Origin of the sequence: Mordavella massiliensis, from assembly GCF_016902415.1 — a bacterium.
Classification (GTDB): Bacteria; Bacillota; Clostridia; order Lachnospirales; family Lachnospiraceae; genus Merdimonas; species Merdimonas faecigallinarum.
The window spans coordinates 18386-31311 of the sequence record NZ_JACJLV010000009.1; the positions used below are offsets into that span (position 1 = coordinate 18386).

Annotated in this window: 15 protein-coding genes; 12 read left to right on the forward strand and 3 right to left on the reverse strand. The window is 50.4% G+C overall.

Annotation, left to right across the window (positions count from 1 at the left end; all coding sequences use genetic code 11):
* Window positions 1-771: an HD domain-containing protein gene (locus H6A13_RS04060; protein ID WP_204908345.1), complete on the forward strand. Its 771-nt coding sequence runs from the start codon at window positions 1-3 to the stop codon at window positions 769-771.
* 4 nt (window positions 772-775) lie between these two features.
* On the opposite strand, the gene yfcE is transcribed toward H6A13_RS04060, so the two are convergent.
* Window positions 776-1306 (reverse strand): phosphodiesterase, encoded by a 531-nt coding sequence (yfcE, locus tag H6A13_RS04065; protein WP_204908346.1) that lies wholly within the window; start codon window positions 1304-1306, stop codon window positions 776-778.
* A gap of 127 nt (window positions 1307-1433) precedes the next feature.
* Between yfcE and H6A13_RS04070 the strand changes: the two genes are divergently transcribed.
* Window positions 1434-1595, forward strand: coding sequence for a hypothetical protein (locus H6A13_RS04070; protein ID WP_204908347.1), 162 nt, complete (start codon window positions 1434-1436; stop codon window positions 1593-1595).
* Window positions 1596-1638: 43 nt separating this feature from the next.
* On the opposite strand, the gene H6A13_RS04075 is transcribed toward H6A13_RS04070, so the two are convergent.
* Window positions 1639-1953, reverse strand: coding sequence for a hypothetical protein (locus H6A13_RS04075; protein WP_204908348.1), 315 nt, complete (start codon window positions 1951-1953; stop codon window positions 1639-1641).
* A 170-nt stretch (window positions 1954-2123) separates the two neighbouring features.
* Window positions 2124-2981: a class I SAM-dependent methyltransferase gene (locus H6A13_RS04080; RefSeq protein WP_204908349.1), complete on the reverse strand. Its 858-nt coding sequence runs from the start codon at window positions 2979-2981 to the stop codon at window positions 2124-2126.
* A 226-nt stretch (window positions 2982-3207) separates the two neighbouring features.
* On the opposite strand from H6A13_RS04080, the gene H6A13_RS04085 reads away from it, so the two are divergent.
* From H6A13_RS04085 to H6A13_RS04130, 10 genes are all read left to right on the forward strand, one after another.
* Window positions 3208-3867, forward strand: coding sequence for a PHP domain-containing protein (locus H6A13_RS04085; protein WP_204908403.1), 660 nt, complete (start codon window positions 3208-3210; stop codon window positions 3865-3867).
* A gap of 110 nt (window positions 3868-3977) precedes the next feature.
* Window positions 3978-4583, forward strand: coding sequence for a sulfurtransferase-like selenium metabolism protein YedF (gene yedF / locus H6A13_RS04090; RefSeq protein ID WP_204908350.1), 606 nt, complete (start codon window positions 3978-3980; stop codon window positions 4581-4583).
* A gap of 133 nt (window positions 4584-4716) precedes the next feature.
* Entirely contained in the window at window positions 4717-5757 is a 1041-nt protein-coding gene (selD, locus tag H6A13_RS04095; RefSeq protein WP_204908351.1) for a selenide, water dikinase SelD, read from the forward strand.
* A 15-nt stretch (window positions 5758-5772) separates the two neighbouring features.
* Window positions 5773-7164 carry an L-seryl-tRNA(Sec) selenium transferase gene (gene selA, locus H6A13_RS04100; protein ID WP_204908352.1) on the forward strand — a complete coding sequence of 464 codons (1392 nt, stop codon included), beginning with the start codon at window positions 5773-5775 and terminating at the stop codon, window positions 7162-7164.
* A gap of 1 nt (window position 7165) precedes the next feature.
* On the forward strand, window positions 7166-9079 hold the full coding sequence (gene selB / locus H6A13_RS04105) for a selenocysteine-specific translation elongation factor (protein ID WP_204908353.1): 1914 nt from the start codon (window positions 7166-7168) through the stop codon (window positions 9077-9079).
* A complete protein-coding gene (locus H6A13_RS04110; RefSeq protein ID WP_204908354.1) occupies window positions 9079-9990 on the forward strand; it encodes a selenium metabolism-associated LysR family transcriptional regulator in 912 nt (303 codons plus the stop codon). The genes selB and H6A13_RS04110 overlap by 1 nt, the downstream gene beginning before the upstream one ends.
* Before the next feature lie 139 nt (window positions 9991-10129).
* Window positions 10130-11269 carry an aminotransferase class V-fold PLP-dependent enzyme gene (locus tag H6A13_RS04115; protein WP_204908355.1) on the forward strand — a complete coding sequence of 380 codons (1140 nt, stop codon included), beginning with the start codon at window positions 10130-10132 and terminating at the stop codon, window positions 11267-11269.
* Window positions 11270-11273: 4 nt separating this feature from the next.
* A complete protein-coding gene (yedE, locus tag H6A13_RS04120; RefSeq protein WP_204908356.1) occupies window positions 11274-12368 on the forward strand; it encodes a YedE family putative selenium transporter in 1095 nt (364 codons plus the stop codon).
* A gap of 72 nt (window positions 12369-12440) precedes the next feature.
* Window positions 12441-12644: a sulfurtransferase TusA family protein gene (locus tag H6A13_RS04125; protein ID WP_204908357.1), complete on the forward strand. Its 204-nt coding sequence runs from the start codon at window positions 12441-12443 to the stop codon at window positions 12642-12644.
* Window positions 12645-12881 (forward strand): putative Se/S carrier protein, encoded by a 237-nt coding sequence (locus H6A13_RS04130; protein WP_204908358.1) that lies wholly within the window; start codon window positions 12645-12647, stop codon window positions 12879-12881.
* Window positions 12882-12926 lie beyond the last annotated feature (45 nt).

Consider the following 12926-nt stretch of genomic DNA (forward strand, 5'->3'; position numbering starts at 1 on the left):
ATGGATCTTACACATGCGATCCGCAGATTTGAGGAATATCTGGACGACTATGACAGGGAGGACGATAAGATCCGTCTGAAGATCACTCATACCTACGGGGTGATGGAATATAGTAAAAAAATAGCGGAAAGGATGGAACTTTCCACGGAAGATCAGACACTGGCGCAGATTATCGGTCTGCTCCATGATATCGGAAGATTTGAGCAGGTAAAACGCTATGACAGCTTTGAGCCGGGCACCATGGATCATGCCGGATTCGGGGTGGAGATCCTGTTTGGAGAAGGCCTGATCCGGGAATTTGTAGAAGAAGATACCTGGGATCCGGTCATCCGGACGGCAATTGCAAAACACAGTGATTTCCGGCTGGAAGGAATCCCGGATGAGAGGGAACTTCTCCATGCGAAGATCATCCGGGATGCAGACAAGCTGGATAACTGCCGGGTGAAACTTTACGATCCCGTAGAAACCTTTATGGGAGCCTCGGCTGAAGAGGTGGGAAGAGACCAGATAAGCGAGGAAGTCATGAATGAGTTTCGTAAGAAAGAATCCATCTTCTCCCCGCTTCGAAAAACGAAGATGGATTACTGGCTTTCGTATCTGGCCTACTTTTTTGACATCAATTTTCCGGCCTCATTTGCCATGATCGTAGAAGAAAATTATCTTTCCAGGCTGGAGAAGCGGATTCCCTATACAAATCCAAAGACAGCAGAGGAGATGCGGGAGGTTTTTGAGACCCTGGACCGGTTTATCCGGGAAGGGGCGGCCCGGTAGTTTCTTACAGGTCCAGAGTGGTTCCGTCCAGATCTTTCCAGACAAAATTACCGTCAAAGATCATATATCCGTGGGCAGAGCCTTTTTTGGGGATTGATACAGAGCCCGGGTTCATATAAGTATAGGCGCCCATATTCTGATTGGCCGGGATGTGGGTATGCCCATTTAAAAGGATGTCCCCTTCTTTCAGCATAGGAGGATTCTGGGGATTGAAATGATGGCCGTGGGTGGCGAAAATAGTCTGCCCGTTGATTTCCAACAGGCAATAATCTGCCAGAATGGGAAATTCCAGTACCATCTGATCCACCTCTGTATCGCAGTTGCCTCTGACACAGAGAAGTTCCTGCTTCAAGGGATTCAGCATAGCAATTACCGCTTTGGGATCGTAACCTTCCGGCAGATCATTTCTTGGGCCGTGGTAGAGGATGTCTCCCAGCAGAAGAAGGCGGTCGGCCTGCTCACGCTGATAGGCTTCAATCATTTTCTTGCAGTAATATGCGGAACCATGGATATCCGATGCGATCATTAGTTTCATAAATAAATACCTCCTGAGTTAAAGGATTTTTAAAATCTTAAGATTCATTGTATCATAAAAATACAGTGCCGTAAAAGCAGAGAATATGGTATACTAAATACAAGTACACAGGACAGGGGGTTATCTTATGACAGAAGATCTGATCAAAGAAGTAAAACACATCCAGCAGTGCCTGATCAACGTGGACATGGAAGGCGAAGATTGGGAAGAAAAAATGGAGGCAGTGCATAAACTGGAAGATGTGGCCACATATCTGAAGGACGCACTGGGGAAAGGAATTGAGTTTTAAGTAAAAGGGAACGTACAGGTGCTTTCGTACGTTCCCTTTTGTGTTAAAGATGTAATTCTTTCAAAAGCTGCTCCTGATAGGCAGGATCCTGCGCAGCCTTCAGGATATCATCTGTTCTTCCCAGTTCTGATAGCTTCAGGATCAGGCGGTTGATCTCGCTTCTTCCTTTTTGAAGTCCTTCCTGGCGTCCTTCTTGAAGCCCTTCCTGGCGGTTTTCTTTAAATTCATCCGCAAATAATTCTCTTAATGCATCGCACATTTCTTTCGCCTCCTCGAACATTTCGTGGTTTGCTCTTACAATAATATCCATGACGGACTGATATAATTTATCTTTTGTATGTTTTTGATACTCCTCCATACGTCAAACCTCCTTATACGATTGAGTCAGGAGATTCGCTCTTCAGAGAAAACTCCATATGCTTTTCCTTATCTTATCATATTTTTTCTGAGCTGGGCAATAAAAAAGTAAAGTGATTCCGACTTTGGCGGATACCACTTTACTTATATCAAATCATAGGTTTCTTACAGTCAGGCTTCCCATCTTCCGGATGCTCCGCAGGGCAGCACCAGGCCGGAGCTGGTGACAGGAAGTCCGATCTCCTGTGACTCCACATGGCCGTGGAAAGGCTTTAGTTCCGTGCCGATCATGTAAGTGAGAACGGCGGGGGCAAGGCCTGTGGTATAAGAATTTACCAGGAAAAATAAGGGCTTGTCCGACAGGATCCGGGTACACAGCCGGATCAGGGGATGGATAGCGTCTTCGATCTTCCAGATCTCACCCTTGGGTCCGCGGCCATAGGAAGGCGGATCCATAATGATGGCATCGTAATGATTGCCCCTGCGGATCTCCCGCTCTACGAATTTCATACAGTCATCCACCAGCCAGCGGATCGGCCTGTCGGACAGACCGGATGAGACAGCGTTTTCTTTTGCCCAGTTGACCATACCTTTGGAAGCGTCAACGTGAGTAACGCTGGCCCCTGCGGCCGCTGCGGCCAAAGTGGCGCCGCCGGTGTAGGCAAAGAGATTGAGCACTTTGACGGGCCGTCCGGCCAGACGGATCTTTTCCGAGAACCAGTCCCAGTTGGCGGCCTGCTCCGGGAAAAGGCCGGTATGCTTAAAACTAAAAGGCTTCAGGTTAAAGGTCAGGTCCTTGTAGTGGATCTGCCATTCTCCCGGCAGATCGAAAAACTCCCATTCACCGCCGCCTTTTTTGCTGCGGTGGTAGTGGCCGTTTTTCTTTCTCCAGCGGTTGTCCTGTCTGGGCGTGTCCCAGATCACCTGAGGGTCCGGGCGCACCAGGATATAATCGCCCCAGCGTTCCAGCTTTTCTCCTTTGCTGCAGTCTATGACTTCATAATCTTTCCATTGATCAGCAATCCACATATTCAAAATCCTCTCATATATTGGTAATCATTATGCCACATGCACATGGGCGGAAAGGCATTACATGCGACTATTATAGCATGGGGAGAGAGAAAAGAAAATATATAGATACAATCAATAAATAAGCGCATTTATAAAAAAACTCGATTTGAATCCGGCCATTTACCTTCTTATAATAAGAATAGTGGCAGTAGTGAGTCTTTTAAGAAAGTGAAAGGTGTTAGAGATGCTGATCGACCTGCATATGCATGAGATGACATATTCCAAAGACAGTTTCCTTGCCCTGCCCCGGATGGTAGAGATTGCCAGAGAAAAGGGGCTTGACGGGATCTGCATTACAGATCATGACAGTATGGGCCTGAAGGATTTTGCAGAGGAGTATTCCAGGAAGACAGGCTTTCCGATCTTTACCGGGATTGAATATTATTCCCTGCAGGGAGACATCGTGGCTTTTGGGATAGAAGATTATCCCAGAGAACGGATTCCTGCCCAGGAGTTTATTAACCTGGTGAAAGCCCAGGGAGGCGTCTGCTTTGCGGCACATCCTTTCCGCAATAACAGACGGGGACTGGAAGAGCATCTGTGCGAGGTGACGGGCCTGGACGGCCTGGAGGTTTTAAATGGCAGCACGTCGCCTGCGGCCTGCCGGAAGGCGGCCAGATATGCGGCAAGACTCGGACTTCGCACCATTGGCGCAAGTGACTGCCATGTACCGGAAAAAGTGGGCGTGTGCGCCACCTGGTTTCCGGAGGAAGTACGGACCCTCGATGAGTTTATCAAAGTCTTTCAAAGAGGCGGGCTCAAGCCGGCCTGCTGGTCGGAGGGACAGTATAAGATCCTCCAGATGCGGGAGTACGAAAGCCCCCGGAAAGTAAACATTGCCTGAAAATATATTTTTTCATAAATCAAGGAAAAGCCATTTACCTTTCAGGAGCATAATGATAGAATGTGTCTATAAGTGTTGAAGGTAATGGCAGAAAGGAAAGGCGAGAAATCATGATTACAGTCAACGCTATGGGAGATAATTGCCCGATCCCGGTTATTAAGACCAAAAAGGCAATGCAGGCGCTTACAGGACCTGAGACGATCGAAGTGCTGGTAGACAATGAGATTGCTGTCCAGAATGTGACCAAGATGGCGGCTTCTTCAGGAGGACAGGTGTCTTCCGAAAAGCTGGGTGATGCAGAATATAAGATCACGATCCAGATGGACGGGGCGCCGGCGGCAGAAGATACACAGGAAGTATCCTGCGCACCGGACGCAAGAGGCAATCTGGTCGTAGCCATTGCTTCCGACCGTATGGGAAGTGGAAATGATGAGCTTGGCAAAGTCCTGATCAAAAGCTTTATCTTTGCTGTGACACAGCTGGATGAGCTGCCGAAAACCATGCTGTTCTACAACGGCGGCGCGACTCTGACCACCGAAGGATCAGATTCCCTGGAGGATCTGAAGTCTCTGGAAGCTTTGGGAGTAGAGATCATGACATGTGGTACCTGTCTTGATTACTACGGACTGAAAGAGAAACTGGCTGTCGGATCTGTGACCAATATGTACAGCATTGTTGAGACACTGGCAGGAGCATCTAAGATCATCAAACCATAACAGGAAATGTTATGAGAGAAAATCGTGTTTGAAAGAATCCACAGGGAACGCCGCAATAGGGAAGGGGAGTTCCCTGTGCTTTTTTATGCGGCCCGGCGCGTCTGCAGGGAAAAGAAAAGGAGGGCATGCTGTTATGAAGACAGATGTAAAATTAACAAGCTTAAGCAAAACTTCCGGCTGAGCGGCCAAGATAGGTCCTGAGACCCTTGCCCAGGTTCTGGGTAAGCTGCCGAAGTTTCATGATGATAACCTTATCGTCGGCATTGAGACGTCCGATGATGCGGCTATTTATAAAGTAACTGACGAGATCGCGATGATCCAGACTGTGGATTTTTTCACCCCCATCGTAGATGATCCTTATATGTTTGGACAGATTGCCGCTGCCAATTCCTTAAGCGATGTGTGGGCGATGGGAGGAGAACCGGTAGTCGCTCTGAATATTGTGGGATTTCCCAACTGCCTGGATCCGGCCATTTTAGGCGATATCCTGGCAGGAGGAGCAGACAAGGTAAAAGAAGCGGGAGCGGTTCTCGTAGGCGGACATTCGGTACAGGATGATGAACCGAAGTATGGACTGTGTGTATCAGGGTTTGTACATCCGGATAAAATATTCAAGAATTACGGATGCAGGCCCGGGGATGTGCTGGTACTGACCAAGCAGATCGGAAGCGGGATCATCAATACGGCCGTGAAGGCCGAGATGGCGTCGCCTTCCGCGATCCGGGAAGCACAGACGGTTATGGCATCCCTGAATAAAAAGGCCAAGCAGGTGGTGGAAAAGTATGATGTATCTGCATGTACGGACGTCACCGGATTCGGCCTTCTCGGTCACGGTGTAGAGATGGCTGAGGCCAGTGAAGTGACGCTGGAACTGAAGGTAAAAGATGTTCCGTATCTTGCGGACGCGATCGATTATGCCAAAATGGGGCTGGTGCCGGCAGGCGCCTATAAGAACCGGGGATATTCCATTGGCAAGGTGGAGACTGAGGGTATAGAGGAACATTACCTGGATCTATTGTATGATCCCCAGACCTCCGGCGGCCTTCTGATCAGCGTGTCTGCGAAAGAACTGCCGCAGATGATGGCGGATTTTGCAGCGGCCGGCATGGAGACCAAGACCGCGGTGATCGGAGAAGTAAAAGAAAAAAGTGATAAATTGATTCGCTTGATATAAGAGAGGAAACAAAGAATGAACAAAAATGTGTTTTACCGGAAAATACCCAAAGTAGACATTCTCCTGGAGGAGGAACGGATCCGGCAGTTGATCTGCCGCTACAGCAAGGAAACGGTCATGGAGTCGATCCGGAAGGAGACGGACCGCCTGCGGGCTTTTATTGGGAAATGCGAGGATGAGAAGGAGATCGAGGCGGCCATCGGCGGGCTCACAGACGCCATTGGACAGACTGTGGAGGAAATGCATACCCCCAACATGCGGCCGGTGATCAACGGAACAGGGACCATCCTTCATACCAATCTGGGCCGGGCGCCTATCAGTCCGGAGCATATGAAACGGATTGCAGAAGTGGCATGCGGCTATTCCAATCTGGAGTATAATCTGGAAGCCGGAAGAAGAGGGGAACGGTATTCGCATTTTGAAGAACTTCTGTGCAAACTGACCGGAGCAGAGGCGGCTATGGCCGTGAATAATAACGCGTCTTCTGTGATGCTGATCTTAAGTTCCCTGGCAAAGGGCGGCGAGGTCGTGGTATCCAGAGGAGAACTGGTGGAGATCGGAGGAAAATTCCGTATTCCTGATGTGATGGAGCAAAGCGGCGCCACGCTGGTGGAAGTGGGAACCACCAACAAGACCCACTATGACGATTATAAAAACGCGATTACAGAAGAGACGAAAGCGCTTCTGAAGGTTCACACCAGTAATTACCGGATCGTAGGCTTTACAGAATCTGTAGAGATCGACGAGCTGATCGGCCTGGCAGGCGAGCATGAGCTGCCCATCATTGAAGACCTGGGAAGCGGCGTGCTGATCGACCTGGCAAAATACGGACTGACGCATGAGCCTATGGTACAGGAGTCCATTGCAAAAGGAGCGGACGTGGTCTGCTTCAGCGGAGACAAGCTGCTGGGAGGACCGCAGGCCGGCATTATCATTGGCAAGAAGAAATACATTGACAAGATGAAGAAGAACCAGCTGACCCGGGCGCTCAGGATCGATAAGTTTACTGCCACGGCGCTGGAACTGGTGCTGCAGGAATATCTGTCAGAGGAGAAAGCGGTGAAAAACATCCCGGTTCTGCGGATGATCACGGAACCTAAGGAAGAGATGGAGAAAAAGGCAAAGAACCTGGTGCGGATGCTCCGGAGAACCGGATTTGCGGCGCGGTTCCAGGTGATGCCCTGTGAATCCCAGATTGGCGGCGGTTCGCTGCCCCTGGAGCGGATCCCAAGTTATGCGGCGGCCATTTCTCCGGAAGAGATGAGCGTGCCGGAACTGGAGGAAAAGATGCGACATCTTCCGGTGCCGATCATCCCAAGGACGGCGAACGACACCATCCTTCTGGACGTCCGGACCATAGACAGCCGGCAGTTTAAAGTGATAGCAGATCAATTTAGGAGCATGTAGCATGAAGAATATCATCATAGGAACGGCAGGGCATATTGATCACGGGAAGACGACCCTGATCAAGGCTCTGACCGGAAGAAATACAGACCGCTGGGAAGAGGAGCAGAGAAGAGGGATCACGATCGACCTTGGATTTACGTATTTTGATCTTCCCGGAGGAGACCGGGCAGGTATCATTGATGTGCCCGGACACGAGAAATTTATCAACAATATGGTGGCTGGAGTCGTGGGGATGGATCTGGTGCTGCTGGTGATCGCGGCGGACGAAGGGATCATGCCTCAGACCAGAGAGCATATGGATATCCTGGGCCTTCTGGGGATTGAGAAGAGTATCATTGTTCTCAATAAATGTGACCTGGTGGATGAAGAATGGATCGAGCTGGTAGAGGAAGAGATCCGGGAGGAACTCTCCGGGACATTTCTTGAGAAAGCGCCTGTGGTCAGGGTATCGGCTGCCACAGGAGAGGGGCTTGACCATCTGATCGAGGTGATCGGACATATGTCAAGCGATGAGGTGATCGAAAAAGACATCCATACGATCCCGAGACTGCCCATAGACCGTGCATTTACCATGTCGGGATTTGGAACCATCATTACCGGAACGCTGGTGTCCGGCACGATCCGCAAGGAAGATACACTGGAAATGTATCCCATCGGCAAGGAATGTAAGATCCGCAGCATCCAGGTTCACGGACAGGACAAAAAGGAATGCTATGCCGGACAGCGGGTGGCCATCAATCTGTCCAACGTAAAGAAAAAAGAGATTAAGAGAGGATGCGTGCTGGCTCCTCCTGACAGTATGAAAAATACAGATCTTCTGGATGTGAAGCTGAATGTGCTGGACTCTTCCATGCGGGTACTGACCAATCATACCAGACTTCATTTTTTTACCGGGACCAGCGAGATCCTGTGCCGCGCGGTTCTTCTCGATAAGGAGGAGATCGGGCCGGGAGAGAGCGGATACGTGCAGCTTCGGCTGGAGGAGGAGATTGCCGTGCGAAGAGGAGATAAATTCGTTGTGCGGTTTTATTCTCCCATGGAAACCATTGGCGGCGGCGTGATCCTGGAACCAAACCCGGGAGTAAAGAAACGATTCCAGGAGAGTGTGATCGAAGAACTTAAGCGCAAGGAGTCCGGCTCCTCTGCGGATGTGATCGAACTGCATGCAAAGAAACACGGTGATACGCTGATCACAGTGGCAGAACTTGCCAGGCTGACGGCGCTTTCTCTGGAAGAGGTGCAGGAAGATGTAAGAGAACTGGAAGAACAGGGACTGTTGACGGTATTTGAGATGCGCAAAGACACGTATGTGTGGCATGCGGATTCCATCCGGGAAGCCAGGACGGTTCTGACAGATGCGCTGAAAAAATACGAAGAAACATACCCCTATCGTTATGGAATGAAAAAGGCGGAGGTTCAGACCACCTATTTTCAGAAGATCCGGCCCAATGTATTCGACCGGATCGTAGAATATTTTGTCAGCCAGGGCGATATCAGGCGGGTGGAGGAATTCCTGTGCACGCCGGAATACGAAGTGAGAAAAGATGGCGTTTATCAGAAAGTATCCGCTTATTTTCTGGATACCTTTGAGAAGGCAGGATTCGACTTTGTCCGTTATTCGGAGATCGATATGAGAGGCACTCCCAAAGAGACGGCGGATGATATCCTGAATATCCTGATCACCGAGGGAGAGGTGGTGCGTGTAACGGAAGAAATGTACACGCTGGCTGGATATATGGAAGAGGCGAAGGAGAAGATTAAGGCCCATCTGGCAGAAGATCCGCTGATCACCATCGCGCAGGTCCGGGATATGTTCCAGACCAGCAGGAAAAGCGCCAAGCCGATCCTGGAATACATGGACGCCCTGAAGATTACAAAGAAGATGGGCGCGGAAAGTGAGAGGGTAGCATACTAATGAATTTGAAACAATTAGAAGCATTTGTCCAGGTGGCGGAAGGGGGCAGCTTCTCCAGAGCAGCGAAAGAGTTATATCTGACGCAGCCCACCATCAGCGCTCACATCGCGTCTCTGGAAAAAGAATTAAACGTCAGATTATTTATCCGCAACACCAAAGAGGTCAGCCTGTCGGAAGACGGAAAGGAACTCTATAAATATGCCAAGCCGATGATGGATCTGGAACACAAGATCGAAGAGAGGTTCGGCAGCGGGGAGGAGCCGGGCAAACACTGTATCACCATTGCGGCGTCTACTGTGCCGGCCCAGTATCTTCTGCCTGCGATCCTGAAGCGGTATAATGAGAAATATCCGGAAGAGCAGCTGAAGATCCTGGAGATGGACAGCGCCAAGGTGGTGCTGCGCGTCATTGACCACATGGTGGATGTAGGGCTGACCGGCACGACGCTGGAGAAGAAGCACTGCCGGTATGTGCCGTTTTACAAAGACCAGCTGGTGGTGATCACTCCCAATACTGAAAAATACCGGAAGCTGCAGGCGGAATCTGCGGACGATATCTCCTGGATCTGCCAGGAATCCTTTATTATGAGGGAAGAAGGGTCCGGGACAAGAAAAGAAGCGGAAAAACAGTTTGCCCGCGCCGGGATCAGCGTGGAGAAACTGGATGTGATCGCCAGCATTGAGAACCAGGAGACCATCAAAAAATCGGTGTCCCAGGGACTGGGGATCTCGGTATTGTCCGCCCTTGCGTCAAAGGATGAGGTGGAAGAAGGACACATCCTGGCATTTCCGATCCCGGGAGCGGACAGCGGAAGAGATATTAATCTGGTGTATAACAAAAACTATCAGCTTTCCCGGTCTGCGGAGCGCTTTATCCGGATCGTGAAAGACGTATACCAGGTAGATAAATAGGAACAGGAGGGCCTGATATAGATGGTTTCTATAACAGGCCCTTTTTATAGGTGTTTTCAGTTAGACGAAACAGGAAAATCAGAATATACTAGTAAGAGGAGGCGGACAGGCCTCTGAAAAAGAAAGGATGGAATCAGAAATGATTTATATGGATAATGCGGCGACAACCATGCATAAGCCGCAGGAAGTGATCGATGCAGTGGTAATGGCCATGAGTTCTATGGGCAATGCAGGAAGAGGAGTGAACGAGGCTTCACTCAGCGCATCCCGGATCATTTACGATACCAGGGAAAAGCTTTGCCGGCTGTTTGGCGCAGAGGATCCCAGACAGATCGTCTTTACGCCGAATTCCACGGAGAGTCTGAATATTGCCATCAAGGGAATCCTGAATCCTGGGGATCATGTGATCGCGACCATGCTGGAACACAATTCCGTCCTTCGTCCGCTGTATGAGATGGAGAAAAAGGGCGTCCGGCTCACGATCGTAAAGAGCGATCAGAACGGACGTTTTAACCTGAAGGATATTGAGGACGCGATCGCGGAGGATACGAAGATGATCGTCTGCACCAACGGCTCCAATCTGACAGGTAATTACGTAGATCCCGAACCGGTGGGGACACTGGCAAGAGAACGGGGGATCGTATTTGTAGTGGATGCATCCCAGACAGCAGGCGTATTTCCGATTGACGTGCAGAAAATGAAGATAGATGTGCTTTGCTTTACAGGACACAAGGGGATGCTGGCGCCCCAGGGGACCGGCGGAATGTATGTGAGAAAAGGACTTGTGATCCGGCCTTTGAAATCAGGCGGAAGCGGAGTGCAGACCTACAGTAAAACGCATCCGATCGAGATGCCCACCGCTCTGGAGGCGGGTACGCTCAATGGACACGGCATCGCAGGCCTTCATGCAGCCGTGGAATACCTGGAAAAAACGGGCGTGGACAACATCCGCGCCCGTGAACAGGATCTGATGTGGCGTTTTTACGAGGGAGTAAAAGATATTCCGGGCGTAAAGGTATACGGAGACTTCAGTTCGAAGAACCGCTGCCCGATCGTGACGCTGAATATCGGCGACTATGATTCTTCCGAAGTGAGCGACGAGCTCCTTACAGAATATGGAATATCCACCAGAGCCGGCGGCCACTGCGCCCCCCTGATGCATGAGGCGCTGGGGACGGTGGAACAGGGGGCTGTAAGATTCAGCTTCTCTCACTACAATACGGAGGAAGAAGTGGATACTGCCATAGAGGCGATCCGCGAACTATCTAAGGAGGAGTAGCAGCATGAATTTATCAGATTCAAAAAAGAAACTGGCACTGGCCGGTGTGGTATGCGGTATCGTAGCGGCGCTTCTTGCATACTTTGGAAACCCGGCAAACATGGCATTTTGTATTGCCTGCTTTATCCGTGATACAGCAGGAGCGCTGGGCATGCACCAGGCAGAGGCGGTACAGTATGCAAGACCGGAGATCATCGGCCTGATCCTGGGATCTTTCCTGATCTCCGTGGCAACCAAAGAGTATCGTTCTACCGCGGGTTCATCTCCGATGATCCGTTTCATCCTCGGTATGATCATTATGATCGGCGCCCTGGTATTCCTGGGATGCCCGCTTCGTATGGTGATCCGTATGTCAGCCGGCGACCTGAACGCATGGGTGGCTCTGATCGGATTTATCCTGGGTATTGCAACCGGCGTATTTGCATTAAAGAAAGGATTCAGCCTGGGACGTTCTTATGTGTCCAACAAAGAAAGCGGCGTTGTGATCTCTGTGATCGCAGTGGGCATTTTGATCCTGGCTGTATTTACCACGCTTCTTAAGAGCAGCGAGACCGGCCCCGGCAGCATGCATGCGCCGGTGATCCTGGCTCTGATCGGCGGACTGGTATTTGGAGCATTTGCCCAGAAGTCCAGAATGTGCTTTGCAGGAAGCATCCGCGATATCATCCTGATGAAAAATTTCGACCTGTTCTGTGTGATCGCAGGACTGTTCGTTGTAATGCTGGTGTTCAATCTTGCGACAGGACGTTTCGTTCTTGGATTTGACACACCGGGTATCATCGCTCATTCCGATCATCTGTGGAATATCCTCGGAATGTACACAGTCGGCTTTGCGGCAGTGCTTGCAGGCGGATGCCCGCTTCGCCAGCTGATTCTGGCGGGCCAGGGCTCTTCTGACGCGGCCATGACGGTTGTCGGAATGTTCGTGGCAGCAGCGCTTTGCCACAATCTGGGACTGGCAGCCAGCGGAACCGCTCTGGACGCCGAGACGCAGGAAGTCGTTGCAGGCGCCGTACCGTTAAACGGAAAAGTGGCATGCGTGATCTGTATTGTGGTTCTGTTTATCATCGCATTTACCAACAAACGCGAGTCGAAATAAGCAGGACGGCAGAGGATTTTTGTTGAAAAATGATAGGAACCGTAGTATTCTAGGAAAGAAGGTAACAGATCAATGAAAGAAGTAGATGCAAGAGGATTATCCTGTCCGGAACCGCTGATGCTGACTGCGGAAGCGCTCAAAAGCGCGGACGGCCCGGTAAAGGTTCTGGTTACAGAGCCCCATCAGAAGACAAATGTGGAGAAATACGCCAAAGATCACGGCAAAAAGACCACATCTGCCGAGAAGGATGGATACATCGAAGTGGTGATTGAGTAAATGAGAAAAAAAGAATTGAAACTGGTCATAACATTTCATACGACTGCGGATGCCATGGCTATGGAAAAGGTCTGCAAGGAACAAAATGTTCCAGGGCGGATCATCCCTGTGCCAAGAGCGATTTCAGCGGGCTGCGGACTGGCCTGGTGCGCACAGCTGGAAGAGCGGGAAGAGATCGCAGCGGCGATGAAGGCGGCCGGGATCGAAGAAGAAGCCATGCACGAGTGCATGGTGTAAATGTAACACAGGAAAATATTTTTTTGCCAGCAGGAAAACTGCTGG

Bases quoted from the DNA above. Each gene is read 5' to 3' on its own strand.
- H6A13_RS04060 (WP_204908345.1), top strand. From the start codon at position 1: ATGGATCTTACACATGCGATCCGCAGATTTGAGGAATATCTGGACGAC.
- yfcE (WP_204908346.1), bottom strand. From the start codon at position 1,306: ATGAAACTAATGATCGCATCGGATATCCATGGTTCCGCATATTACTGC.
- H6A13_RS04070 (WP_204908347.1), top strand. From the start codon at position 1,434: ATGACAGAAGATCTGATCAAAGAAGTAAAACACATCCAGCAGTGCCTG.
- H6A13_RS04075 (WP_204908348.1), bottom strand. From the start codon at position 1,953: ATGGAGGAGTATCAAAAACATACAAAAGATAAATTATATCAGTCCGTC.
- H6A13_RS04080 (WP_204908349.1), bottom strand. From the start codon at position 2,981: ATGTGGATTGCTGATCAATGGAAAGATTATGAAGTCATAGACTGCAGC.
- H6A13_RS04085 (WP_204908403.1), top strand. From the start codon at position 3,208: ATGCTGATCGACCTGCATATGCATGAGATGACATATTCCAAAGACAGT.
- yedF (WP_204908350.1), top strand. From the start codon at position 3,978: ATGATTACAGTCAACGCTATGGGAGATAATTGCCCGATCCCGGTTATT.
- selA (WP_204908352.1), top strand. From the start codon at position 5,773: ATGAACAAAAATGTGTTTTACCGGAAAATACCCAAAGTAGACATTCTC.
- selB (WP_204908353.1), top strand. From the start codon at position 7,166: ATGAAGAATATCATCATAGGAACGGCAGGGCATATTGATCACGGGAAG.
- H6A13_RS04110 (WP_204908354.1), top strand. From the start codon at position 9,079: ATGAATTTGAAACAATTAGAAGCATTTGTCCAGGTGGCGGAAGGGGGC.
- H6A13_RS04115 (WP_204908355.1), top strand. From the start codon at position 10,130: ATGATTTATATGGATAATGCGGCGACAACCATGCATAAGCCGCAGGAA.
- yedE (WP_204908356.1), top strand. From the start codon at position 11,274: ATGAATTTATCAGATTCAAAAAAGAAACTGGCACTGGCCGGTGTGGTA.
- H6A13_RS04125 (WP_204908357.1), top strand. From the start codon at position 12,441: ATGAAAGAAGTAGATGCAAGAGGATTATCCTGTCCGGAACCGCTGATG.
- H6A13_RS04130 (WP_204908358.1), top strand. From the start codon at position 12,645: ATGAGAAAAAAAGAATTGAAACTGGTCATAACATTTCATACGACTGCG.